The organism is Mycobacterium toneyamaense (assembly GCF_055384815.1).
Genome location: NZ_AP040333.1, coordinates 4,916,037 through 4,939,851 on the forward strand (window position 1 = coordinate 4,916,037; position 23,815 = coordinate 4,939,851).

At 69.6% G+C, this 23,815-nt stretch carries 19 protein-coding genes and 1 pseudogene; 12 read left to right on the plus strand and 8 right to left on the minus strand.

Annotated elements, in window-relative coordinates; all coding sequences use genetic code 11:
• The first annotated feature begins 1 nt into the window (after window position 1).
• From ACZ5IQ_RS23755 to recD, 4 genes are read left to right on the plus strand one after another with little or no spacing between them, the layout of a single operon-like run.
• Window positions 2–700, plus strand: a complete 699-nt coding sequence (locus ACZ5IQ_RS23755; protein ID WP_212806970.1) for a crotonase/enoyl-CoA hydratase family protein — start codon at window positions 2–4, stop codon at window positions 698–700.
• A gap of 47 nt (window positions 701–747) precedes the next feature.
• A complete protein-coding gene (gene recC, locus ACZ5IQ_RS23760) occupies window positions 748–4,038 on the plus strand; it encodes an exodeoxyribonuclease V subunit gamma (protein WP_212806971.1) in 3,291 nt (1,096 codons plus the stop codon).
• Entirely contained in the window at window positions 4,038–7,346 is a 3,309-nt protein-coding gene (locus ACZ5IQ_RS23765; protein WP_212806972.1) for a UvrD-helicase domain-containing protein, read from the plus strand. The genes recC and ACZ5IQ_RS23765 overlap by 1 nt, the downstream gene beginning before the upstream one ends.
• 41 nt (window positions 7,347–7,387) lie before the next feature.
• Window positions 7,388–9,094 (plus strand): exodeoxyribonuclease V subunit alpha, encoded by a 1,707-nt coding sequence (gene recD / locus ACZ5IQ_RS23770; protein WP_371824581.1) that lies wholly within the window; start codon window positions 7,388–7,390, stop codon window positions 9,092–9,094.
• On the opposite strand, the gene ACZ5IQ_RS23775 is transcribed toward recD, so the two are convergent.
• Window positions 9,091–9,561: a carboxymuconolactone decarboxylase family protein gene (locus tag ACZ5IQ_RS23775; protein ID WP_212806974.1), complete on the minus strand. Its 471-nt coding sequence runs from the start codon at window positions 9,559–9,561 to the stop codon at window positions 9,091–9,093. The two genes, recD and ACZ5IQ_RS23775, sit on opposite strands and share 4 nt — an antisense overlap.
• Before the next feature lie 83 nt (window positions 9,562–9,644).
• Between ACZ5IQ_RS23775 and ACZ5IQ_RS23780 the strand changes: the two are divergent.
• Both ACZ5IQ_RS23780 and ACZ5IQ_RS23785 read left to right on the plus strand, forming a co-directional pair.
• Window positions 9,645–10,610 (plus strand): annotated as a pseudogene (locus ACZ5IQ_RS23780) (pirin family protein); the annotation flags it as partial.
• 18 nt (window positions 10,611–10,628) lie between these two features.
• Window positions 10,629–10,958: a GNAT family N-acetyltransferase gene (locus ACZ5IQ_RS23785; protein WP_225433725.1), complete on the plus strand. Its 330-nt coding sequence runs from the start codon at window positions 10,629–10,631 to the stop codon at window positions 10,956–10,958.
• A gap of 11 nt (window positions 10,959–10,969) precedes the next feature.
• Here ACZ5IQ_RS23785 and usfY read toward each other — a convergent pair whose 3' ends face one another.
• The 5 genes from usfY to ACZ5IQ_RS23810 form a co-directional block, all read right to left on the minus strand.
• The gene (gene usfY / locus ACZ5IQ_RS23790) at window positions 10,970–11,275 is read right to left on the minus strand and encodes a protein UsfY (RefSeq protein WP_212806976.1); all 306 of its coding nucleotides are present in this window, start codon (window positions 11,273–11,275) and stop codon (window positions 10,970–10,972) included.
• 99 nt (window positions 11,276–11,374) lie between these two features.
• A complete protein-coding gene (locus ACZ5IQ_RS23795; protein WP_212806977.1) occupies window positions 11,375–12,691 on the minus strand; it encodes a L,D-transpeptidase in 1,317 nt (438 codons plus the stop codon).
• 355 nt (window positions 12,692–13,046) lie between these two features.
• A complete protein-coding gene (locus ACZ5IQ_RS23800; RefSeq protein ID WP_212806978.1) occupies window positions 13,047–14,099 on the minus strand; it encodes a hypothetical protein in 1,053 nt (350 codons plus the stop codon).
• Between the two features lie 120 nt (window positions 14,100–14,219).
• Entirely contained in the window at window positions 14,220–14,690 is a 471-nt protein-coding gene (gene cynS, locus ACZ5IQ_RS23805) for a cyanase (RefSeq protein ID WP_212806979.1), read from the minus strand.
• 44 nt (window positions 14,691–14,734) lie between these two features.
• Window positions 14,735–14,962: a hypothetical protein gene (locus tag ACZ5IQ_RS23810; RefSeq protein WP_244872772.1), complete on the minus strand. Its 228-nt coding sequence runs from the start codon at window positions 14,960–14,962 to the stop codon at window positions 14,735–14,737.
• Between the two features lie 104 nt (window positions 14,963–15,066).
• Between ACZ5IQ_RS23810 and cynR the strand changes: the two genes are divergently transcribed.
• The 6 genes from cynR to ACZ5IQ_RS23840 all read left to right on the plus strand — a co-directional run bounded on the left by cynR (window position 15,067) and on the right by ACZ5IQ_RS23840 (window position 21,554).
• Window positions 15,067–15,975, plus strand: coding sequence for a transcriptional regulator CynR (cynR, locus tag ACZ5IQ_RS23815; protein WP_212806980.1), 909 nt, complete (start codon window positions 15,067–15,069; stop codon window positions 15,973–15,975).
• A 161-nt stretch (window positions 15,976–16,136) separates the two neighbouring features.
• A complete protein-coding gene (arr, locus tag ACZ5IQ_RS23820; protein ID WP_371824483.1) occupies window positions 16,137–16,577 on the plus strand; it encodes an NAD(+)--rifampin ADP-ribosyltransferase in 441 nt (146 codons plus the stop codon).
• A gap of 68 nt (window positions 16,578–16,645) precedes the next feature.
• Window positions 16,646–16,966 (plus strand): ArsR/SmtB family transcription factor, encoded by a 321-nt coding sequence (locus ACZ5IQ_RS23825; protein WP_212806982.1) that lies wholly within the window; start codon window positions 16,646–16,648, stop codon window positions 16,964–16,966.
• The gene (locus ACZ5IQ_RS23830; protein WP_212806983.1) at window positions 16,963–17,439 is read left to right on the plus strand and encodes an SRPBCC family protein; all 477 of its coding nucleotides are present in this window, start codon (window positions 16,963–16,965) and stop codon (window positions 17,437–17,439) included. The genes ACZ5IQ_RS23825 and ACZ5IQ_RS23830 overlap by 4 nt, the downstream gene beginning before the upstream one ends.
• Window positions 17,440–17,441: 2 nt before the next feature.
• The gene (locus ACZ5IQ_RS23835) at window positions 17,442–18,068 is read left to right on the plus strand and encodes a maleylpyruvate isomerase family mycothiol-dependent enzyme (protein WP_212806984.1); all 627 of its coding nucleotides are present in this window, start codon (window positions 17,442–17,444) and stop codon (window positions 18,066–18,068) included.
• Between the two features lie 111 nt (window positions 18,069–18,179).
• The gene (locus ACZ5IQ_RS23840) at window positions 18,180–21,554 is read left to right on the plus strand and encodes an SMP-30/gluconolactonase/LRE family protein (RefSeq protein ID WP_464480372.1); all 3,375 of its coding nucleotides are present in this window, start codon (window positions 18,180–18,182) and stop codon (window positions 21,552–21,554) included.
• Here the strand turns inward: ACZ5IQ_RS23840 and ACZ5IQ_RS23845 are convergent.
• Both ACZ5IQ_RS23845 and ACZ5IQ_RS23850 read right to left on the minus strand, forming a co-directional pair.
• Complete coding sequence (locus tag ACZ5IQ_RS23845; protein ID WP_406774362.1) at window positions 21,551–22,744, minus strand: permease; 1,194 nt, start codon at window positions 22,742–22,744, stop codon at window positions 21,551–21,553. The genes ACZ5IQ_RS23840 and ACZ5IQ_RS23845 overlap by 4 nt on opposite strands.
• 102 nt (window positions 22,745–22,846) lie before the next feature.
• Window positions 22,847–23,764 (minus strand): alpha/beta fold hydrolase, encoded by a 918-nt coding sequence (locus ACZ5IQ_RS23850; RefSeq protein WP_212806986.1) that lies wholly within the window; start codon window positions 23,762–23,764, stop codon window positions 22,847–22,849.
• Window positions 23,765–23,815 lie beyond the last annotated feature (51 nt).

Here is a 23,815-nt window from a genome sequence, read left to right on the forward strand (position 1 = left end):
GATGAGCACCGTCACCTACTCCGTGACCGATGCGGTTGCCACGATCACGCTGGACGACGGCAAGGTCAACGTCCTGAGCCCGACGATGCAGGAGAACATCAACGCCGCGCTGGATCAGGCCGAGCAGTCGGACGATGTCAAGGCCGTCGTCATCGCCGGCAACAACCGGGTCCTGAGTGCCGGGTTCGACCTCGCGATCTTCGGCTCGGGTGACGCGGCGGCCGGGTTCGCCATGCTGCGCGGCGGCATCGAACTCGACGCCCGGCTGCTGCGCTTCCCCGTCCCCGTGGTGATCGCCGCGACCGGACACGCGATCGCCGGCGGCTCGTTCCTGCTGTGCTCGGGTGACCATCGGGTCGGCTCGGCCACGATGCGGTGCCAGGCCAACGAGGTGGCCATCGGCATGACGGTGCCGCAGTCCTGCATCGAAATCCTCCGGCTGCGACTGACCAATTCGGCCTTCCAGCGGGCGGTCGGCCTGGCCGCCACGTTCACCGGCGAGGAAGCCCGGGCGGCCGGCTGGGTGGACGAGATCGTCGACCAGGAGCACGTGCTGAGCCGCGCCCAGGAGGTGGCCGCGGGATTCGCCGCGACGCTGCACCCCAAGCATCACCTGGCCAGCAAGCTCAAGGCCCGCGCCGGCGGACTGGCCGCGATCCAGGCCGGCATCGACGGTCTGGCCGCCGAGTTCGCCGGGTAACGCCACACATCGACAAAGCTGTCGGTACGCCGACCTAGGGTGGTCCGATGGCGCTACACCTGCACCGAGCCGAAGACACCGGCGCGCTGGCCGCCGGGCTGGGTGCACTGCTCGCCGAACCGCCGGCGGATCCGTTCGCCTCCGAGCTGGTGCTGGTGTCCGCCCGCGGTATGGAGCGCTGGCTCAGCCAGCAGCTGTCCCATGCGCTCGGCCGCGGCACGGCGAACGACGGTGTGTGTGCGGGTATCGAATTCCGCTCCCCCGCATCGCTTCTCGCGGAGATCACGGGGACGGCCGACGACAACCCGTGGGAGCCCGACGCCCTGGTGTGGCCGCTGCTGGAGGTGCTCGACGAGCTGGGCGCAAACCACCCCTGGGCGGGCACCCTGGCCGCGCACCTCGGCTACACCGCGCTGGGCAATCCCGAGGAGACCCAGTTGCGGCAGGGCCGTCGGTACGCGGTGGCCCGGCGGCTGGCGGGCCTGTTCGACACCTACGCCAAAGCCCGGCCGGCGATGCTCGCCGACTGGCTGACGGGCGGCGAGTCCGACGGCGCGGGCGGCCGGCTGGACGACGACCTGCGGTGGCAACCGCACCTGTGGCGCGCGACCGCCGAACGTGTCGCTGCCGACCCGCCCCCGGTGCGGCAGGCGAAAACCATTGCCCGGCTGGTCGATTCGCCGTCCGAGCTACCCCCGCGGCTGTCTTTGTTCGGGCACACCCGGTTGCCCGCGGCAGATCTCGAACTGCTCGGGGCCTTGGCGACCCACCACGATCTGCACCTGTGGCTGCCGCACCCCAGCGACCCGTTGTGGCAGGCGCTGTCCGATCTGCGCGGGCAGGAGCTCCGGCGCCAGGACAGCAGCCGGTTGCGGGTAGGCCACCCCCTGCTGCAGACCCTGGGCCGCGATCTGCGGGAGCTGCAACGCGGCCTGCCAGCCGCGCAGTCCGATCGGTTCCACCCCCGCAGCGGATTCCCGGACACGCTGCTGGGCCGGCTGCAGTCCGACATCTCGGCCGACGAGGTGCGGCCCGGCGGGCGCCGGCTGGCCAAGGGCGACCGGTCCGTGCAGATCCATCGCTGCCACGGCGCGGCCCGGCAGATCGATGTCCTGCGTGATGTGCTGCTGGGCCTGCTCGACGACGACGAGACCCTGCAGCCGCGCGACATCCTGGTCATGTGCCCCGACATCGAAACCTATGCGCCGCTGATCACCGCGGCGTTCGGGGCGGGCGAGCATGCCGACCTCGGCCACCCGGCCCAGAGCCTGCGGGTCCGGTTGGCCGACCGCGCGCTGACCCAGACCAATCCCCTGCTCGGGGTGCTGGCCGAGCTGCTCGACATCGCCGACGGCCGGGCCACCGCCAGTGCGGTGCTGAGCCTGGCGCACAGCGAGCCGGTGCGCCGGCGCTTCGCGTGGGGCGACGACGACCTCGTGGACCTCACCGAATGGGTTGGCGCGGCGGGCATTCGGTGGGGTTTCGACGCGGCGCACCGCACCCCGTACGCGCTGCAGCGATACCCGCAGAACACCTGGCAGTTCGGGGTCGACCGACTGCTCGTCGGCGCCGCGATGTCCGACGATTCGCAGGGCTGGCTCGGTACCGCGTTGCCGCTCGACGACGTCGACTCGAACCGCGTGGAACTGGCCGGCCGGTTGGCCGAATACGTCCAGCGGTTGTGCGGTGTCGTCGACCGGCTCACCGGCGCGCAGCCCCTGGACAGCTGGGTGGAGATCCTGCGCGACGGCGTCGCGCAGCTCACCCGCGTCGGCCCCGACGAGCAGTGGCAGCAGGCGCAACTCGACCGTGAACTCGCGAAAGTGTTGACCCACGCGGGTTCTCGGTCCGGCACGACGCTGCGGCTGCCCGATATCCGGTCCCTGCTGCGCCGGCAGCTGGCCGGCCGCCCGACCCGCGCCAACTTCCGCACCGGCACACTGACGGTGTGCACCATGGTCCCGATGCGCTCGGTGCCGCATCGCGTGGTGTGCCTCGTCGGGCTCGACGACGGCGTCTTTCCGCGCACCAACATCGCCGACGGTGACGACGTCCTGGCCCGTCGCCCGCTCACCGGTGAACGCGACATCCGTTCGGAAGACCGGCAGTTGCTGCTCGATGCGATCTGCGCGGCCACCGACACCCTGGTCGTCACCTACACCGGCACCGACGAACACTCCGGCGAGCACCGGCCGCCCGCGGTCCCGGTACAGGAGCTGCTCGACGCGCTGGACCGGACCACGACCGAACCCGTCCGGGACCGCATCGTGGCCGACCACCCGTTGCAGCCCTTCGACATCCGCACCGTCGCCTGTGACGAGCTGGTACCCGACCGGCCGTTCACCTACGACCCGGCGGCGTTGCGCGGGGCCAGGGCCGTCCTGGGCGAGCGCCGGCCGAAGCCGCGGCTCATCGACGGCCCGCTGGACGAATCGCCCTGCGGTGACGTCGAACTCGCCGAACTGTTGCGGTTCTTCGCGAACCCGGTGAAGGGGTTCTTCCGGGCACTGGACTACACGCTGCCGTGGGACGCCGACGAATTGTCCGATGCCATCCCGGTCGCCATCGACGGCCTCGGCAAGTGGGCGGTCGGGGAACGCATGCTCGACGACCTGAAGATCGGCCGCGACCCGGACTTCGTCATCGGCGCCGAGTGGCGGCGCGGCACGCTGCCCCCGGGCCGGCTCGGCTGGCGGCAGGCCAACGAAATCCGCGGTGAGGCCCTCGAACTGGCAACCGCCGCCCGGACGCTGCAACGCGGCGAGGCGAGTGCGCTGGACATCGACGTCGACCTGGGCCAGGGCCGCAGGCTCACCGGCACCGTCGCGCCGGTGTGGCAGGACCGCACCGTGACGGTCACCTATTCGAAGCTGGGCGCCAAGCACCGGCTGCAGGCCTGGGTCACCCTGGTGGCGCTGGCGGCAGGTGCGCCGGAACGCGAATGGGAGGCGTACTGCATCGGCCGCGGCCCACGGGGCGGCGTGCACGCCATGGGGTATCGGCCTCCGGAGCAACCGCTTTCGGTGCTGCGGGACCTGGTCGCGATCTACGACGCGGGCCGCCGCGAACCGCTACCCCTGCCGTTGAAGACGTCGCTGGAGTGGGCGCGGGCGCGGCTGTTCGACGACCCGGTACCGGAGCGGGGCGCCGAGTCGGAATGGCGGTTCGAGAAGGACGGTGCCGAATACGTGGAGGTCTGGGGGCCGGCCGCGCCGTTGCACGTGTTGCTCGACCCGCCGCGACCCGACGAGCTCGCCGTCCGCGGCGAGACCACGCGCCTGGGCGCCTACGCGGCCCGGCTGTGGCAGCCGCTGCTCGACGCGGAACGGCGGGTCTGATGGACGCGTTCGATCTGCTCGGCCCGCTGCCGGAACCGGCGACGACGACGGTGCTGGAGGCCAGCGCCGGCACCGGAAAGACCTATGCCCTCGCCGGTCTGGTGACGCGGTATGTCGCCGAGGGTGCCGCGACGCTGGACCAGATGCTGCTGATCACCTTCAGCCGGGCGGCCACCCGCGAACTGCGCGAACGGGTGCGGGCGCAGTTGGTGAGGACCGTTGCCGCCCTGGGTGATCCGTCCGGGGACGACGACGACCTGATCCGTCACCTGGCGGACGTCGCGCCCGACGAACTGGTGCTGCGCCGGGCCCGGCTGCGCGACGCGCTGTCGGATTTCGACGCCGCGACCATCGCCACCACGCACGAGTTCTGTGGGCTGGTGCTGCGTTCCCTCGGCATCGCCGGCGACACCGATTCGGGCGCGCAGTTGGTGGAGAGCCTCGACGATCTGGTCGGCGAGATCGTCTCCGACCTGTACCTCACGACCTACGGAGACCAGCGCGACGAGCCCGCGCTGAGCTTCGCCGATGCGCTCGATCTGGCCAAGCGCGTCGTCGGCGATCCCGGCGCGCAGCTGCGACCCGAGACCGCCGACCCGGACAGCGTTGCCGCGCAACGCCTCTCGTTCGCGCGGGCGGTGCTCGAGGAGCTCGAACGCCGCAAGCGCCGGCTGGGGGTACTGAGCTTCGACGACCTGCTGAGCCGGCTCGCCACCGCGCTGGAGGAGCCCGACGCACCGGCGCGCGAGCGGATGCGCCGGCGCTGGCCGATCGTCATGGTCGACGAGTTCCAGGACACCGACCCGGTGCAGTGGCAGGTGATCTCGCGGGCCTTCGTCGGGCACAGCGCCGTGGTGCTGATCGGCGACCCGAAGCAGGCCATCTACGCGTTCCGCGGCGGTGACATCGTCACCTACCTGGATGCCGCGCGCAGTGCCGACCAGCGGCTGACGCTGGCCGAGAACTGGCGCAGTGACAAGGTTCTGGTGGACCGGCTGCAGACCGTGCTCAAGGGTGCGGCGCTCGGCGACAACGACATCGTGGTGCACCCCGTCGAGGCCCGCACCGAATGTCATCGGCTCACGGGAGCACCGCACAACGACCCGTTCCGGCTGCGGGTCGTCGCGCGCACGGAGTTCGGGACGCCGCAGCGCCGCATGGTGCCGATCGGCCAGTTGCGGCCGTACATCGCCAAGGATCTCGCCGCCGACATCTCGGTGCTGCTGGCCAGTGGCGCGCAGTTCGACGGCCGGCCGCTGACGGCCGGCGACATCGCGGTGATCGTCGACAGTGGCCTGGACGCCGTCCCCTGCCGGGATGCGCTGCTGGACTTGGGTATTCCGGTGGTGTACTCGGGCGACACCGACGTGTTCGCCTCGACCGCGGCGGCCGAGTGGCTGCGGCTGCTCGATGCCTTCGACACCCCCAACCGCAGCGGTGTGGTGCGGGCCGCCGCGACCACCATGTTCTTCGGCCACCGCGCGGCCGATCTCGCCGCCGGCGGCGACGAGCTGACCGACCAGATCACCACCACCATCCGGCAGTGGGCCGGCCTCGCCCGGGACCGGGGCATCGCGGCGGTGTTCGAGGCGGTGGTGTCGCTGGGTCTGCCCGAGCGGGTACTCGGGCATCGGGGCGGCGAGCGGCACATGACCGACCTGGCGCATGTCAGCCAGCTCCTGCACGAGACCGCCCATCGCGAGCGTTATCACCTGCCGGCCCTGCGGGATTGGTTGCGCCGCCAGATCAAGGACCGCGGCGGCCCGGCCGAACGCAACCGCCGGTTGGACAGCGACGCCGCCGCGGTGCAGATCATGACGGTGTGGCGCAGCAAGGGGCTGCAGTTCCCCGTCGTGTATCTGCCGTTCGGGTTCAACCGGTTCGTCAAGGCCGACACGGTGTTGCGGTTCCACGACACCGACGGCACACGGTGCCTGCACGTCGGCGGTGCCGGGGCCACCGACCGGGCCGCGGCCGAGCAGGCGGGCCTGGCCGAGACCGCCGGTGACAACGTCCGGCTGACCTATGTCGCGCTCACCCGCGCACAGTCACAGGTGGTGGCATGGTGGGCACCGTCGCGGGACGAACAGAACGGTGGCCTCTCGCGGCTGCTGCGGGGCCGCCGGCCCGGCGCCACCGCGGTGCCGGACTGCGTTGTCCCGCAGACACTTTCCGACGACGACGCGCTGGCATGTTTCACCGCGTGGGAGCACGCGGGCGGTCCGGTGGTCGAGGCGGCCGAGCCCGTCACCCCGATGACGCCGCCGGCACCGGAGGCACCGGTGGACCTGGACGTGCGGCATTTCCACCGCAGCATCGACACCTCTTGGCGACGGACGTCGTACTCGGCGCTGGTGCGCGTCGTCCACGACGACGGGCAGGCAGTGACCAGCGAACCGGACAGCGCGCTGCGGGACGACGAATCCGCCGACGTCGTGCCCGAGGCCCCACCGCCACTGTCCGGCAACGTGCCGTCGCCCATGGCGCAGCTGCCCGCGGGCGCCGCCTTCGGCTCGTTGGTGCACGCCGTGCTGGAACGTGCCGACCCGCTGTCCGGAGATCTGACGGCCGAACTCGCGGCCCGGATCGACGAGCAGGCCGGGTTGTGGAACGTCGAAGTGCCCACCGCTGAACTGGCTTCGGCGCTGGTGCCGATGCACGACACCCCGCTCGGCCCGCTGGCGCCGGGCCTGACGCTGCGGCAGATCGGGCTGCGGGACCGGTTGCGGGAACTGGATTTCGAGATGCCGCTGGGCGGCGGCCAGGACCGGCCCGACGCCGCGCGGGACATCCGGCTCGGCGACGTCGGCTTGCTGGTGAGCGAGCTGCTGCCGGCCTCGGATCCGCTGTCGGCCTACGGCGCGCGACTGCAGGCCGAACCGTTGGGACACCAGCGGCTGCACGGCTACCTGTCGGGTTCGATCGACGCGGTGCTGCGGGTTCCGGGCGAGAGCGGCCACAAGTACCTGGTGGTGGACTACAAGACCAACCGGCTGGGCGACTTCGGCACCGAGAACACCGCGGCGGACTACACGGCGCCGCGGCTCGCCGAGGCCATGATGCATTCCGACTACCCGTTGCAGGCATTGCTGTATTCGGTTGTGCTGCATCGGTTCCTGCGGTGGCGGCTGCCCGGCTACGAGCCCGCCCGGCATCTGGGCGGCGTGGCCTATCTGTTCGTCCGGGGCATGTGCGGCCCGGCGACCCCCGTGGTCGACGGTCACCCGTGCGGCGTGTTCAGCTGGCAGCCGCCGGTCGAGCTGGTGAGCCGGCTTTCCGACCTGTTGGACCGAGGGACGGCAGCATGACGGCACCACTGGAGGCAACACCGGACCGGCTGCCCGACCCCATGGACTGGCGGCAGGTGCCCGCGGCCACCGGGCTGCTGGCGACCTTCAACGCCGCCGGCGTGCTGAACGCCGCCGATGTGCATGTGGCCCAGCGGTGTTGCGCGCTGGCCGAGGAGACGCGCGATGTCGTCGCCCTCGCGGTCGGGCTGGCGATCCGGGCGCTGCGGGAAGGCTCGGTGTGCGTCGACCTCACCACCGTCGCCGACGACATCGGCGGTGACCTGCCCTGGCCGGCACCCGGCGAGCTGATCGCCGCCGTCGCGGATAGTCCGTTGACGGGCAAGGCCATCCGGCTGGACCACGCGCGGTTGCTGTACCTGGACCGTTACTGGCGCGAAGAACAGCAGGTGTGCACCGACCTGCTGGCACTGTCGGCGCAACCGTCGCGGTCGGTCGACGACACCGAACTCGAACGGCTCTTCCCGCCACCGGGTTACGCCGAACAGCGGGCCGCCGCACAACTGGCGCTGACGCAGCCGGTGACGGTGCTGACCGGTGGCCCCGGGACCGGCAAGACGACGACCGTGGCCCGGTTGCTCGCACTGCTGGCGCAGGCCGCGCACCCGGGGCGGCTGCGGATCGCGCTCGCGGCGCCCACCGGAAAGGCTGCCGCCCGGCTGCAGGAGGCCGTCTCGGCCGAGGTGGCCAAACTCGACTCGGCGGACCGGGAACGGCTCAGCGGGCTGCGGGCCGTCACCCTGCACCGGTTGCTCGGCGGGCGGCCCGACAGCGCATCGCGGTTCAAGCACCATCGCGGCAACCGGTTGCCGCACGACGTCGTCGTCGTCGACGAGACGTCGATGGTGTCCCTGACGCTCATGGCCCGGTTGCTCGAGGCTGTTCGCCCCGACACCCGGCTGCTGCTGGTCGGCGACCCCGACCAGTTGACCTCGGTGCAGGCGGGTGCCGTGCTGGCCGATCTGGTCGACGGCCTCACCGACCACCCGTCCATCCGCATCGCGGCGCTGCACACCACACACCGGTTCGGGGCGTCGATCGGCGGGCTGGCCGAAGCGATCCGGTCCGGTGACGCCGACGAGGTACTCACACTCCTGCGGGCCGGTGATGCGGCCATCGAGTTCATCGAGGATCCCGAGCCGGCCGCGGCGCTGCGACCCGTTCTGGTGGGCCACGCGCTGAAGGTACGTGCCTGCGCGCTGCTGGGCGCCGGGGCCGACGGCCTCACGGCCATGGACGAACACCGCCTGCTGTGCGCGCACCGCGACGGGCCCTACGGCGTGCGGCACTGGAATCGTCAGGTGGAGCGCTGGATCACCGACGAGACCGGACAGGCCACCTGGTCGCCGTGGTACCCCGGCCGCCCGCTGCTCGTCACCGCCAACGACTACGCGCTGGGCATCTACAACGGCGACACCGGCCTGGTCGCCGCGGGCCCGGACGGTGTCCAGGTGTACGTCGCGGGTGCGACTGCGACGCAACGGTTCTCGCCGAGCCGGATCGCCGATGTCGAGACCATGTACGCGTTGACCATCCACAAGAGCCAGGGCTCGCAGGCCGACGAGGTGACGGTGATCCTGCCGCCGGCCGACTCCCGGTTGCTGACCCGCGAGCTGTTCTACACCGCGGTCACGCGCGCGAAGAAGAAGGTGCGCATCGTCGGGTCGGCCGACGAGGTGCGGGCCGCGGTGCAGCGGCAGGCGCTGCGCGCGTCGGGCCTGCGGGACCGGCTGCGGGCCGGTACCTAGGGCCGCACCGGGTGCCGGCTCAGGATCGACACCCGGTTGAAGGCGTTGATCGCGGTGGCCACCCAGATCACCGCGGAAATCTCGTCGTCGTTCAGTACCGCTCGCGCCCTTGCGTATTCGCGCTCGGCGGTGTCGTGGTCGGGCAGCGTCGTGGTGATCTCGGCGAGCCGTAGCGCGGCGCGTTCGTGCTCGGAGAACAGCTCGGTGTCCCGCCAGGCGCGCAGCGTCGCCAGCTGTTTGTCGGTGACACCGGCCTTGACCGCGCGGCGGTGATGGATCTCCAGGCACGACGGGCAGCCGTTGATCAGGGAGACGCGGGTGTTGATCAGCTCCACCAGCGCCGGCGACAACCCGGCCTCGGCAGCGGTCTTCGTGACCGCGGTCGCGACCGCCACCAACGTCCGGTAGGCGTGGGGCGACTGCTTGTCGATGTGCACGTGCGCAGGGCCCGGTTCGGTGGTGTCCATTGCCTACTTTCAGGTTGTGGCCAGGACGGCGCGGGTATGGTCTGAGCGAACGCGACGATGGTACGCAGCCGGGAAGGCGAATCGTGAGCAATCTTGAGGCAGACCCCGTCGAATACGACTGTGCCGCCGGGCCTCCCAACCGCATCGAGATTCTGGAGCCGCGTGAGGTGCCGCTGGGCGGGCCGCGGGCCATGATGGTCCGTCGCACCTTGCCGCAGCGCGACCGCTCGCTGGTCGGCGCGTGGTGTTTCGCCGACCACTACGGCCCGGAAGACGTGCGCGTCAAGGCCGGGATGGATGTTCCGCCGCACCCGCACACGGGTCTGCAGACGGTCAGCTGGTTGTTCAGCGGCGAGATCGAGCACCGCGATTCGCATGGCATCCACGAGATGGTGCGGCCCGGTGAGCTGAACCTGATGACGGCCGGCGCCGGCATCTGTCACTCCGAGGTCTCCACGCCGGCGACGACGATCCTGCACGGCGTCCAGCTGTGGGTCGCACTGCCCGACGCCGCCCGCCACGGTCCCCGAAACTTCGACCACTATGCGCCACAGCCGGTTTCCTTCGGCGGCGCCACGGTGTCGGTGTTCCTGGGGACGCTGGCCGGACAGCGGTCACCGGTGCACACGCATACGCCGCTGCTCGGTGCGCAGGTCGATCTGCCCGCCGGCACCACCGTCGAGTTCGACGTCGACCCCACCTTCGAGCACGCCGTGCTGCTCGACCAGGGCGCGCTGACCGTCGCCGATACGCCGGTCCAGCCGTACGAAATGGCCTATCAGGGCGTCGGATCCACGCGTCTGACCCTCGCCAACACCGGAACCGAACCGGCTCGGGCCGTCATTCTCGGCGGCACGCCGTTCACCGAAGAACTGCTGATGTGGTGGAACTTCGTCGGACGCACGCACGACGAGATCGTCGAATACCGCAATCAATGGCAGGCCGAGTCGGAACAGTTCGGTGAAGTCCTCGGTTATCAGGGTGAGCCGGCGCGGCTGCCCGCTCCCCCGCTACCGACCACCCGTCTGGTCCCGCGGAAACCACCCACCGGAGGAAAGGCCCGAGTGATGCTCACCGACAAGAACGGCGAACCTGTCGAGGTGACCCAGGAAGCCGACCGATTCAGCATCGCGGTCGACGGAAAGCCCGTGGGGCTGACGGCTTTCATCGAGCACGGCGAGCAGCGGGTTTTCTACCACACCGAGATCGATCCGGCGTTCGGCGGGCGCGGGCTGGCCAGCGTCCTGATCGCTCAGGCGCTGGCGACCACGCGGCAGCAGGGCAAGCGCATCGTGGCGATCTGCCCGATGGTCAAGGCGTACGTCGAGAAGCACCACGACTTCGACGACATCCTCGATCCGCGGACGCCGGAGATTCTGCGGCTGCTGCCGCGCTAGGCCTCAGCCGATCAGCCCGCGTGCAGACGCCGTTCGGGATGTTCGGCCAGCCACCGTTCCTCGACTCGCTTGACCCGCAGGTGCTCGAACGTGATGACGAGCGCTCCCGCGGTGACCAGCGCGCCGGCGATGAGGCCGAGCGGTAGCTCGAGCCCCGTGTGACCGAACGCGGTTGCGAAGACGAAGCCGGCGATGGTGACGATGCCCAGTGCGATCAGGCCCAGGCCAGGCAGCCACAACGTGTCGATGAAGGATTCACCGGCATGCGGCTGGGTGGTTCGGGAATGATCCACCGGATCATGGTGTGCGCCCTTCATTCGCATCTCCCTCCTTGCCGAAGATGCCCTCAGGCTACGCCCGAATCCGGGTCATTGTGAGATAGTTCACACTTGGCCGCGACTGTCTTCGCGCGGTAGCTAGCGCGGCGGCAGCGGGGCCGCGACGGGCGCCGCGGTCACAGGCGGCGGCGGCAGGGCGGAGCCGCGGACCCATTGATCCCACGGCATGCTCCAGTCGCCGTTCTGGCTCAGCATCTGCGGCGGGCCACCGGTGTACTTGATCTCGACGACGTCGCCGGGCACGGAGAAGTCGTAGAACCACTTGGCATTCTCGCTGTTCAGGTTGAGGCAGCCGTGCGAGGTGTTCTGTTTGCCCTGCGCCCAGATGGTGGAGTTCAGCTGGTGCAGGTAGATGCCGTCATGGCTGATCCGGGTGGCCCACGGGATGGTCTCCTTGTAGCCGAGGCGGCTACTGGTCGGCAATCCGAACGTCGACGAGTCCATGATCACCGGGTTGGCCTTGTCCATCACGGTGTAGACACCGGGCGGGGTCCAGAACGAGATGACGGTGTTGCCGATCGTCTCGGTGCCGCCCATGCCCATCGAGGTCGGCATGGTGCGCACCAGTTGGCCGTTGTCGAAGACGCTGACCTGGTGGGTGTGGTCGTCGGCGACGGAGACGTGGGCGTTGCCGATCCGGAACGAGACATGCTCGTCCTGCTGGCCGTAGGTGTCCTCGCCCAGCCGGACGCCGTAAATCTTGGCCGCGACGCTGACCGTGGTGTTCGGCGCGTAGTACTTCTCCGGCCGCCAATGGGCGTTGGCGTCGTCGACCCAGTGCCACGAGCCGGTAACCGGCGGGTTGGTGGTGACGACGAGGTTGCGCTCCGCGGCGGCCTTGTCCTCGATCTTCTCGTCGAAGTGCGCGGTGACCACGACGCCGACGCCGTAGGTCCCGCCCTCCTGCAGCTGCGCACCGGAAACGGTGTTGAGGTACACCGCCGTCTGGTAGGTGGGGTCCAGCGTGGTGAAGCTCGACGTCTGCCGCGACGGCATGCCGGAGGGGCCGCGCGCCTCGATGGTCATCGTGTACTTGCGGCCGTAGCCCAGTTGCTCGGCGGGCGTCCAGGTCTTGGCGTCGGGCGAGAGCGTCCCGGGAATCTCTTTTCCGGCGCCGTTGACCATCGACACGGCGGTGATCGTGCCGCTCGCCGCGGTGACGTTGACGGGCGCCGCGGGGCTGACGTTCTTCGCCCCGCCGGCCGGCGAGACGCGCACGACGGCGGGCTCGGGAGCGGCGGGCTGCGACACGGACAGGTCGCGCGACGCGGCGACCACCTTGCAACCTTCCTGGCAGCGCGACGTCGACGACACCACGGTCCCACCGAGCACGGCAAGGACGGCCAACGCAGCGGCCAGCCAGGCGCCACGAACACGGCGGGATGAGGTCAACACAGCTCCAAAGTTCGGCTTCGGCCAGGGATTGTCGGATGGATGTACTCGAGGTACTGCATCAGAGTAAGCGGTCGGCCGGGCTCTTTGCACGTCGGATGGAGCTCGTCTCGATTTCACCAGAGCGACACTTCGGCGTGTCGGCTGGCAAACGCCCGCCGATGTGTGATAGGCCCAGATTCCCGGTGATTTCAGCACCGCCGGGCGGCGCCGTGCTGACCAGGCAATTCAGCCAAAGATGGTGCCCGCCAAGATGTTTGGGCAACACCACCGCGCCCGCGGCCGAATACCCTCCGCGACAAAGCAATTCACGACGCAGAGCGGGCTCTGCGCCGTGAACGGTGGACGGGCCGCGGGGCTACTGCGCCGCGAATCGATTGAGGGTGCCGCCGTGCATCGCGCGACCTGCGCGGGCCTGCCGGAAGCCGATCAGCCCACCGGCGCCGGTCAGCACCAACAGGCCGGTGAAACCCGGAACTGCGACAGCGGCGACCTCACTCAGGCCGGCCGCGCGGAGGTCGTCGGAATAGCCGGCCCGGTACGGCGCCGCCGCGACGATCGCGTTGTCGGCCGCGAACACCCGGTCAGCCGGTGCCGGGGCGCGCCCCGGCAGTTCCCCGGTGCCGCCGGAGTGGCCGGCGAAACGCGAATCCGTCTGCGCCCCACCGGATGCCACGGGCTCGACGCGGGTCCCGAAGTCGCGGCCGGTGGACACGGCGCGCGGCACTCCGGTCACCGGCGTGCCGACCGGCGACGACAGCTCGGCCACGGCGGAGGCCCACCCGTCGACCACGGGCAGCGCTTGCGCGACAGCAAACCCCGGCAACGCGGCCACGGTTCGGATCGGTTCACCCAATGCTGCCGGCAGCGGCCCCGTCAGCGCCGTCACCGGCGCCAGTGGCGCATCCGCCACGACGAGTGCGGTCTGACCGGCCGCGGCACTCGCCGCGGCCAACGGTACGGAGACCGACTGGACCGACGGCGCGGTGGTGGGAGTTTCGGCAATGCTCGCGGGTTCGCTGGCCGGTGCGCTCTGCGTCGTGTTCACGACGCCCGAAGGCAGGGCGGCCGACGTGCTCGAGGACGACGTCGCCGACGAGATGTTGGAGCCGTTGCGGCCGTCGCCGAATTTGGGCGTCAGTTGCTGGCCCGGAGAGGGCGTGACTCCGAAGCCGGTGAGCGCACCGGTTCCGACAGTGGTGGCGGTGGTGGTCAGCCCGCCGAACGCCTTGCGGAGGTCCCCAAGGGAAGACAGGCCCGGGCGCGACGTTCCCGAGCTGTCCCCACCTGCATCACCAGAAACACTGGGAGAGAGCGGCATATCGATCGGTGCAGCGCTCGCCACGCCGACACTGATAACCGGTGCGGCGACCAGCCAGGTCACCGCTGCCATGCGCAGGTGCGTCGCCACGCTGCATCCATCCTCTCGAAGCCGACTGCCAGCGGCCTCTGTCTAGTTTGCCACGAGAATTTGCTGTTGCGAAAATTTTCGTGACATCAACAACCATATTAGGGCAGTCGGCGCGAGAAATCAGAACGGCACAGTGGGCAGGTACTTGCCATCCAGGGTGATGACGGCTCGTTCGCCACCGTTGGGATCAGCAACCTTCTGCACATCGAGCCGGAAGTTGATGGCGGAGATGATGCCGTCACCGAACTGCTCGTGGACCAGCGCCTTGAGTGTGGTGCCGTAGACCTGCAGCATTTCGTAGAACCGGTAGATGGTCGGGTCGGTGGGCACGCCACCGGGGATGGACCCGCGCGTCGGGATGGTCTGTAGCAACCGCACTGCGGCATCGTCCAGGCCCAGCAGTTCACCGACGGCCTTGGCCGACTCTTCCGGAAGCGCGTGCTGGCCGAGGACGGCGGCCGTCGTGAAGGCCACCGACAGGCCGGCCGCGTCGGCGATCTGCTGCCAGGACAGGTCCTTGCGGGTCTTGGCTTCGACGGCCGTGGCGGCGAGGAGCTGACGGGCGGTCGGGTCGAATTGTGCGTGGATCATGACGGGACTTCCTTCCGGAGGGCGGGTGGTGTTTCGAGCGGGTGTCAGTGCTGCGCCCAGGTGCCGTACGGCACCATCGGGTTGGTGCCGAACGGCACGTAGGGGTTGGCACCGCCGATGAAGGTGTCCTGTGCGTACACGGGAACCGGGCCGGGAAGTGCCACCGTCCCGCCGTTGTCGGCCGATGCCGGGGCGGCCAGGCCGATCGTGAGCGCGGCGAATGCGCCGACGGCCAACCCGGTTGTCATGGCGCCGAGGCTGTTCTTCTTCATGATGGTGTTTCCTTTCTTGCTGCATTCACCATGTACGAACAGCACCTATAACGTCCAATAGCCACTTTTCACGCTTGCCATAGACAGCATCTATAGTTGGCGCCATGGCTGGACTCGAGCTCCGTCACCTGCGGTATCTCCTCGCCGTTGCCGAACACGGCAATTTTTCCCGCGCCGCCGAGGAGCTATATGTGTCGCAACCCACGCTCTCGCAGCAGATCAAACAGCTGGAAACGACGCTCGGCGTGCAACTCGTCGACCGCGGCGGCCGCACGGTCCGGCTGACGGATGCCGGCGCCGCTTTCGCCGAGCGCGCCCGGAGCGCACTCCGCGAACTGGCCGCCGCCGAGCGGGCCATCGAGGACGTCCAAGACCTCTCCCGCGGGCACCTGCGCCTGGGCATCACCCCGACGTTCATCACTTATCTGATCGGCCCGCTGACGGCCGAGCTGTACGCCCGCCATCCCGGGATCACCCTGACCGTGGTCGAGATGTCCCAGGACAGCATCGAAGCGGGCCTGCTCGCCGACGATCTCGACGTGGGCATCGCGTTCGTCGGCGCTCCCGTTCCCGGCATCGAGTTCGCCGCGCTGTTCACCGAGCACCTCGGCCTCGTGGCCGGTGGGCCGCGGGCCACCGGTCTGGCGGTCCCCCTGCCGGTCCGCGCGCTGGACGATGTCCAGCTGGCGCTGCTCAGCAGTGACTTCCTCACCCGGACCCACATCGACACCTATTTCGCGGCACACCATGTGGCCCCGCGGATCATCATCGAGGCCAACTCCGTCCAGGCCCTCACCGAGATCGTGCAGCGCACGCCGCTGGCGACGGTGCTGCCGGACGCCGTCACCCACGACCATCCGCACCTCACGCCGGTGCCACTGGACCCGCCCATTCCGACCCGGACCGTCGCGATCCTGCGCCGCGACGGCGGCTACCACAGCGCGGCCGCATCCGCGTTCGTGCGGCTCACGCACGAACTCGTCGCAGATCGCGGCTATGCACCGCCCGGGTGATCGTCAGAAGAAAGCCGTGTCGCGCAAAGCAATTCACGTGCCGGCCGCACGGGGGAACTCAGACGTGAACGTTCCTCCCACTCTCAATTTATGGCACACCCCGGGGCTTGCGGCAAGGCCCCGGTGGTGCCGCACAATCGTCCGGCCAGTCGGTACGACGAATGGGGGATGTCATGACGAACACGCCGAAGCCTTTTGAAGTGCATGAGTCGGGCGCGCTGCTGCACGGCACCAAGGCCGACCTCGCGGTGGGTGATCTGCTGCAGCCCGGGTGGGAATCGAACTACGAGACCGGCCGCGTCTCGAACCACGTCTACGTCACGCGGACACTGGACGCCGCGGCCTGGGGAGCCGAACTCGCGGCCGGCGACGGTCGCTGCCGCATCTACATCGTCGAGCCGCTGGGCGAGCTGGAGGACGACCCCAACGTGACGGACAAGAAACTGCCGGGCAACCCGACGCACTCCTACCGCACCCGCGAGCCGGTTCGCATCGTCGGTGAACTCACCGATTGGGTCGGGCATTCACCGGAGCAGATTCAGGCGATGCGCGACGGCCTGGCCGACCTCCAACGCCGGGGCCTTGCCGTCATCTACGACTGACGGTCAACACCAGCCAAAGCCATCGCAACCCTTTTCAATCGATATCCGTAAGCCTAGACTTACCGTTAGTGACTACTTACGAAACGGCCGACCCCTGGGGTGCTCTCGCCGACCGCACCCGGCGGACGATCTTCAAACGATTGGCCGCCGGGCCGCTCGCGGTCGGCGAGCTCGCCGAGGGACTGCCGGTCAGCCGGCCGGCGGTGTCCCAGCACCTCAAGGTGCTGCGTTGCGCCGGCCTGGTGACCGATCGGCAGGTCGGCACCCGGCGCATCTACCAAGTCGACCCCCGTGGCGTCGCGGCCCTGCGGGCCGAACTCGACGTGTTCTGGGACAAGACCTTGACGGCGTTCAAACAGCTGGCCGACGACGAAGGGAAACATTCATGACCGAGGTGGCACCGATCCGCAAGAGCGTCGTCGTCGAGGCGCCGGTCGACAGGGCGTTCGCGTTGTTCGTCGGCCGCTTCGACGCCATCAAACCCCGCGACCACAACCTGCTGGCAGTCCCGATCGCGGAGACGGTCTTCGAAACCCATGTGGGCGGCCACATCTACGACGTGGGCACCGACGGCAGCACGTGCCGGTGGGCACGCGTGCTGGCCTACGAGCCGCCCAAGCTCGTGGTCTTCTCGTGGGACATCGGGCCGACATGGCAGGTCGAATCCGACCCCGACAAAACCAGCGAGGTCGAAGTGCGGTTCACCGCCGAAGCCGACGGGCGGACGCGCGTCGATCTGGAGCACCGGCATCTGGAACGCCACGGCGCCGGCTGGCGATCGGTGGCCGACGGTGTCGACGGCGAGGCCGGCTGGCCGCTGTACCTGAACCGGTACCACGACATCGTCGCCGCGGAGGCGTGACCATGTCGTCGCAGCGTTCCATGCTGGACCTCGCGTACGAGGAGCGTCGCGACCTCGCCGCCTATCTGCGGACGCTGTCCGACGCTGACTGGCAGGCCCCCACGTTGTGCACCGAGTGGTCGGTGAAAGACGTTGTCGCACATGTCGTGAGCTACGAAGAGCTCAGCATCTTCGGCCTGCTGCAGCGCTTCGTCCGGGGACGGATCGTGCGCGCCAACGAGGTAGGCGTGCGGGACTTCGCGAGCTACACCCCCGCGCAGTTGATGGACTTCCTCGAGGCCCATCTGCGTGCGCAGGGGCTCACGTCGGGGTTCGACGGGATGATCGGACTAGTCGACGGGACTGTCCACCACCAGGACATCCGCCGGGCGCTCGGCCATCCGCGCACCATCCCGGCCGAACGCCTCGAACGCATCCTCCCGGCAGTCCCGGGCAACCCGCGACTGGGCGCAGGAAAGCGAATCCGGGGGCTGCGGCTGCGGGCCACCGACGTCGACTGGCAGCACGGCGCGGGGCCCGAGGTGCTTGGCACGGGCGAGGCATTGCTGATGGCGATGACCGGACGCCCGGCAGCCGTCGACGAACTGGGCGGCCCGGGTCAGCCGATTCTCGCGGCGAGATTGCGGTAATCGCACAACGCGAGAAATCAGCCGTTTGTACTGCAGACAGACGGCTGCTCATGCGGTATTCCCATTAGAGGGACATATGTCCCTCTTTCGGGCCGCGCGAGAGGACCGACCATGAGCAACGCCACGTACGTCGGACGGGTCGGGGGACTGGCGGTGGCACTCGGGGTCGGTTTCGCGATCGCGAGTACACCGGGTACGGCGTGGGCCGACGATGCGGCGAATCCCGGAGCCACCTCGGCGCCGGCACAGAACGCCGCGCCCGAGGCGGCCGGCGCCACGAAGCCCGGCGCGAATGCCGGCAAGAACAAGCGCCCGCCGGGCAAGGCGAGCAGCGACAAGCAGCGCGCCACGAAACCCACACCGACGGCGGCAGACAGTCCCGCGAAGACGCAGGCGACCGCGAAGACCGTCACCGGGTCCACGAAGAAGCCCACGCCGCGCGCCCTCCAGGCCGACGTGGAAACCGTGTCGGCCCCGGCACCGCGGGCGGTGGCCGCAACGGTCGTCGCGACATCGGCGGTGACGCCGTCGGTCACGTCCACCCCGACGCAGGCGAACGGCGCGGTCAGTGTCATGTCGGCGTCGAGCCTCGAGTCGTCGGCGAACGGTGGTCCCATCGCCCCGGACTTCTCGCCGGTGGCCGCCGTGCTGGCGGCCTGGGGCACCCGCACCCGGATCGAGGCCCAGACGAAACCCGCCGCGGTCACCTCGACGAGTCAGCCCGTGGTCGCCACCGCGGCGCAACCTGTGGTCGCGACCGCCACGCAGCCGGTCCCCACGGCCGCGACGACGAACGTCCCGTCACCCTGGCTGAACTACTCAAAGTCGATTTCGGTGGGCACCAATCCCGGCGCGGAGGTGATGGGTGCCGACGGCCGGCTGTACGTCGCCAACACCGGCAGCAACACGGTCTCGGTCATCAACACCACCACCGGAAAGCGCATCGACGCCAACCCGAGCTGGTTCTCGCAGGACATCTCGGTCGGTACCGCGCCGAGCGCACTGGCGCTGAGCCCCGACGGCACCCGGTTGTACGTCGCCAACAGCGGCAGCGGCACGGTGTCGGTCATCAACACCGTCGGCTACAAGCGCATCGACGCCAACCCGAGCACGTCGTCGAAGGACATCACGGTGGGCACCACGCCGAGCGCCTTGACGGTCGGCGCGGACGGCCGAATCTATGTGGCCAACAAGGGCAGCGGCACCGTGTCGGTCGTCGACCCCACCACCTACACCGTCACCGACACCATCGGCGTCGGTAGCCAACCGACCGCTCTCGCGCTCGGCACCGGGAAGGTGTACGTCGCCGATCAGGGCAGTAATACCGTCTCGGTGATCGACACCAGCACCCTCGGCGTCACCGGCATCGCGGTCGGCACCTCACCCACCGCGCTCGCCTTGGGCACCGGCGGCACGCTCTATGTGGCGGGCCAGAACAGCACGCTGTCCACCATCGACACCGCCACCGGCACCGTGCTGCCCGGCGCGGTCGCGGTGGGTCCCGCCCCCAGCTCGGTGGCCGTCAGCGCCGACGGCAGCATCGCCTACGTCGCCAACGGCAACGACACCGTCTCGGTGATCAACACCGCCACCTCGGCCGTCGTCAGCACCGTCCGGTTCGACACCGATGCCGCCGGTGGCCACGCCGTCGCCGTCGCCCCGGGCGGCGCCGTCTACGTCACCGACGCGACCGACCGCACCGTGCGTGTGCTCGTGCCGCCCTCGCTCATCGCGACGTCGGTGACGAAGATCGGGAGCGTCGGCGTCTCGGGCGTCGGCTCGACCCTGTTGAGCACCGACGGCACTCGCGCGCTGGTCATCACCGGCCCCTCGCCCATCTCGACGACCAGCACCACCCGCGTCGCGGTGATCGACACCGCGACCGGCAAGCAGGTCGGCAGCACGGTGTCCATCGCCGGCAAGCCCGTCGTCCCGGCATTCAGCGCCGACGGCACGCGGGCCGTGATCACCGCCGCGGGCACCACGACGACGCAGCTGGCGGTGATCGACCTCGCGACCGGCAAGCAGACCGGGACGACCCTCACCCTGCCGGGCGCGGTCGGCGTGCAGCTGCTGTCGGCCGACGGCAGCCGCGCTCTGACCACCACCTACGGCTCGGGCACCACCCAGGTCGCGGTGATCAACACGCTCACCGGCGCCCAGGCCGGCACCACCGTCTCCGTCACCGGCAACAGTCTGGAGGCGCCCGCCCTGACCGCCGATCGCACGCGCGCCCTGATCACCACCAGCCGCCCGATCTGGGAGGCCCCGGACACCACGCGGGTGGCAGTGCTCGACACCACCACGGGCACGCAACTCGGCACCACCGTCGAGATCGCCGGCAACGAGCTGGCCCCGCCGGTCCTCAACGCCGATGGCAGCCGCGCCGCGATCACCAATCAGATCAGGGATTTCGCCTCGGGCTACACCACGCAGGCGACGGTGATCAACGTCGCGACCGGCGCGCAGGTCGGCGCCACCGCGGACCTCGACGGTGAGGGCATCTCGTACGGCGCAGCGGTATTCAACGCCGCGGGCAACCGCGTCGTCTTCATGGCCCGCACGGAGGGCCCGGTCAACACGTTCACCACCCGGCTGGCGGTCCTGGACGCCGCCACCGGCGCCCCGGTCGGCACCGGTCTGGTCGTCGCCGGCGACGGGGCCCGCGAGCTCAGCGCCGACCGGACCCGCATGGTGATCACCGCGACGTCGACCGACCCGGTCACTCAGGTGACGACCACCAAGCTCGCGACCGTCGACCTCGCCACCGGCAACCAGATCGGCGACGTCACCCTGCCCGGCACCTGGCGCTCGCTGCTGATGACGCCCGACGGCAGCCGCGCCGTCACCATCGCCGGCGACAACGCCGGGACGCACGTGGCCGTGATCAACACCCTCACCGGCGCCCAGACCGGCACCACTCTCAACCTCGCAGGCGAGGAATTCGGCTCCCGTCTCATCAGCGTCGACGGCAGCCGGGCGCTGATCACCACGTCTGTCTACAACGGGGCCACGAGCGTCAACAGCGAGCGATTGACGGTGCTCGACACAACGACCGGCGCGCAGATCGGCAACACCGTGACGCTCATCGGTTTCCTCAACGGCGGGGTGCAGTACAGCGCCGACACCGGGCGTGCGGTGGCGATGACCATCAGCAGCAATTTCAACACCACCGGCGTCCCCACGTCGCAGGTGGCGGTGCTCGATACGACCACCGGCTTCCAGCTGGGCAGCACCCTCACCCTCAAGCCCGACAACGGCTACCTCGTCCTCAGTGGCAGCGGCACCCGCGCCGTCGTCAGCACCGGGAGCCAGCTCGTGGTCATCAACACCGCCAACGGCGCACAGGTGGGCAGCGCCCTCACCGGGGTGGGCAGCAATCCGCTGTTGACGGCCGACGGCAGCCGCGCGCTGACCACCGGAATCTCCTACAACGCCTGGACCCGCACGTACACGACGACGGCACGGGTGCTGAAGATCGTCTAGTGGTGGTCGTGGCCGGCGTGGTGCTCGTGGCTGCCCTCATGTCCCGCGTCGGGTGAGCCGCCCATCATGCGCAGCATCGGGATGCCGCCGGTGCGGACGAAGCGCAGCACCAGACCCGCGGCCAGCAGCAGGAAGACGATGTTGAGCCACGTGGTGTAGTTCCAGGAGATGCCGCTCTCCATCACCATGGCGTGGCGCTGCGTGGGGATGAGACCCGTTGCGCCGAACAGCAATTCGACAAGGTAACCCGCCGCGACCATCGAGACGTAGAAGGTGGCCAGCAGCGTCAGCATCATCCGGGTGCCGTAGTACTTCCGGTAGATGTTGAGGATCGGCAGGATCAGCAGGTCCGCGAAGATGAACGCGACCACGCCGCCGAAGCTGATGCCGCCGTTCCACAGCACCGCCGCCAGGGGCACGTTCCCGATGGAGCAGACGAACGACACGATCGCCACGACCGGCCCGACGATCGGTCCCCAGATCGCCGACCACGTCGGATCGTCGGCGAGAAAGAAGTTCTCCCAGAACGTATTCGGCACCCACGCGGCGATGGCACCGGCGATGAGCAGGCCGATGATGAGGTCCCGCAGGATCGCCGCCCACTCCATGACGAAGACGTGCGAGACGGACGTGAAGCCGGGTCCCGAGAACAGGCGCTTGGCGAACGAGCCCTCGCCCTGCACCGACATGTCCATGGCGGCATGCCCTTCCATCGAACCGGCGATGCCCTGGTCCGCCTGCACGCGGGCCGCGTCGATGAGGCGGCTGCGCACGAACAAGCGGAACAGCACCGCCAGAACGACGATCATGATCGGGCCACCGATGAACTCCGCGGCGGTGAACTGCCAGCCCATCAGCAGGGCCAGGATGATGCCGAGTTCGACGACGAGGTTGGTCGAGCCGATCTCGAAGGCCATCGCCGCGGTGAAGTTGGCGCCTTTGCGAAACAGCGAGCGCGCCAACGCCACTGCCGCGTACGAGCACGACGACGATGCGGCGCCGAGTCCGGCGGCCACGGCGAGGGTCTTGGGCTTGTCGTCGCCGAGGAGGCGGACGATCGTCGATTTCCGGACGACGGCCTGCACGACAGCCGACAGCGCGAACCCGAGGATCAGCGCCCAGAGAATCTCCCACGTCATCGAACCGGCCAGGGCCAGTGCGTGACCGATCGCAGCGATCGCGGCGTCCATCAGGTGACGTTAACCCGTCAGCGGCATTCCGAATCGTCGAGCGTGGGGGTTCACGCGGAAAATCGGCCGGATCTCCACGTCATCCCCCACGCTCGACGGTGATCAGACCGGGCTGCCGATGAACTCGATGCCGGCGTTGATCGCCGGGCGGTGCCGCAGCATGCGATAGTGCGCGAGCTTGCCGAGACCCTTCGTGGTGAGCAACTCGGAGCCGGGCCACGAAGCGGCGAGCTTCACGCTCGACGAGTAGGGGCTGTCGGGGTCGTCGGGGTCGTGAATGAGCAGCAGCGGCGGGTGGCCCGCGCGGGCCGCGAGGTTGACCATGTTGGTCTCTTCCAGCGACATGCCGATCCTGCGGACCAGGCGCTTCTGCAGGCCCGCACGGATCCGGGGGCCGAAGTTGTGGCGCGCGGCGAACAGGTCCAGGTACATCGGGTAGTCGCCCATCGGTGCGAGCAGCACCAACCGGCCGACCTTGGCGCCGTTCACCGCGGCGGCCATGGTGGTCGCGTTGGCCCCGAGCGAGTGCGCGACGACGGCGTGCGCCGGCCCGTGTTCGCGGATGACGGCCGCGACGGCGTCGGCGCATTCGATGGCGGTGGTGCGTCCGGGCGCGAGCGCGCCCGGGTCGGACTCGTTGTGGCTGGGCAGGTCGAACGCGATGACGCGATAGCCGGCGGTCACCAGCGGTTTGATGAACATGCCCAGGTGCGGCCGGCGGCCGCCCCAGCCGTGCACGAGGTACACCGGCGGCCCGTCGCCCCAGGATTCCCCGGCGATGCGGTGGCCGTCCCAATGCGCTTCCAGCGGTGCGCCCGGCTGGACACCGGGCGGCATGCGCAGGCTCTGCTCGATGATCGGCGGGGTGCACCACAACTCGGTGGCCCAGCGGGATCCGATGGGCGGCGCGAATCGCTCGAGTAAGGCGAACTGTTTGCGAATCTTGGGATCGACCGGCGGTTGCACACCGGAGCCCTCGACGTCGAGCACGACGTCACGGTCCGAAGACGACTCGACCATGTGTCGAATCCTAACGACCGCCCGGAATCCGGCCGCGGACGCTGTGCGGGC

What these genes read in the sequence shown, in the direction of transcription:
- ACZ5IQ_RS23755 (WP_212806970.1), top strand. Translation starts at nt 2, where the DNA reads ATGAGCACCGTCACCTACTCCGTGACCGATGCGGTTGCCACGATCACG.
- recC (WP_212806971.1), top strand. Translation starts at nt 748, where the DNA reads ATGGCGCTACACCTGCACCGAGCCGAAGACACCGGCGCGCTGGCCGCC.
- ACZ5IQ_RS23765 (WP_212806972.1), top strand. Translation starts at nt 4,038, where the DNA reads ATGGACGCGTTCGATCTGCTCGGCCCGCTGCCGGAACCGGCGACGACG.
- recD (WP_371824581.1), top strand. Translation starts at nt 7,388, where the DNA reads ATGGACTGGCGGCAGGTGCCCGCGGCCACCGGGCTGCTGGCGACCTTC.
- ACZ5IQ_RS23775 (WP_212806974.1), bottom strand. Translation starts at nt 9,561, where the DNA reads ATGGACACCACCGAACCGGGCCCTGCGCACGTGCACATCGACAAGCAG.
- ACZ5IQ_RS23785 (WP_225433725.1), top strand. Translation starts at nt 10,629, where the DNA reads ATGCTCACCGACAAGAACGGCGAACCTGTCGAGGTGACCCAGGAAGCC.
- usfY (WP_212806976.1), bottom strand. Translation starts at nt 11,275, where the DNA reads ATGAAGGGCGCACACCATGATCCGGTGGATCATTCCCGAACCACCCAG.
- cynS (WP_212806979.1), bottom strand. Translation starts at nt 14,690, where the DNA reads ATGATCCACGCACAATTCGACCCGACCGCCCGTCAGCTCCTCGCCGCC.
- ACZ5IQ_RS23810 (WP_244872772.1), bottom strand. Translation starts at nt 14,962, where the DNA reads ATGAAGAAGAACAGCCTCGGCGCCATGACAACCGGGTTGGCCGTCGGC.
- cynR (WP_212806980.1), top strand. Translation starts at nt 15,067, where the DNA reads ATGGCTGGACTCGAGCTCCGTCACCTGCGGTATCTCCTCGCCGTTGCC.
- arr (WP_371824483.1), top strand. Translation starts at nt 16,137, where the DNA reads ATGGGGGATGTCATGACGAACACGCCGAAGCCTTTTGAAGTGCATGAG.
- ACZ5IQ_RS23830 (WP_212806983.1), top strand. Translation starts at nt 16,963, where the DNA reads ATGACCGAGGTGGCACCGATCCGCAAGAGCGTCGTCGTCGAGGCGCCG.
- ACZ5IQ_RS23835 (WP_212806984.1), top strand. Translation starts at nt 17,442, where the DNA reads ATGTCGTCGCAGCGTTCCATGCTGGACCTCGCGTACGAGGAGCGTCGC.
- ACZ5IQ_RS23840 (WP_464480372.1), top strand. Translation starts at nt 18,180, where the DNA reads ATGAGCAACGCCACGTACGTCGGACGGGTCGGGGGACTGGCGGTGGCA.
- ACZ5IQ_RS23845 (WP_406774362.1), bottom strand. Translation starts at nt 22,744, where the DNA reads ATGGACGCCGCGATCGCTGCGATCGGTCACGCACTGGCCCTGGCCGGT.
- ACZ5IQ_RS23850 (WP_212806986.1), bottom strand. Translation starts at nt 23,764, where the DNA reads ATGGTCGAGTCGTCTTCGGACCGTGACGTCGTGCTCGACGTCGAGGGC.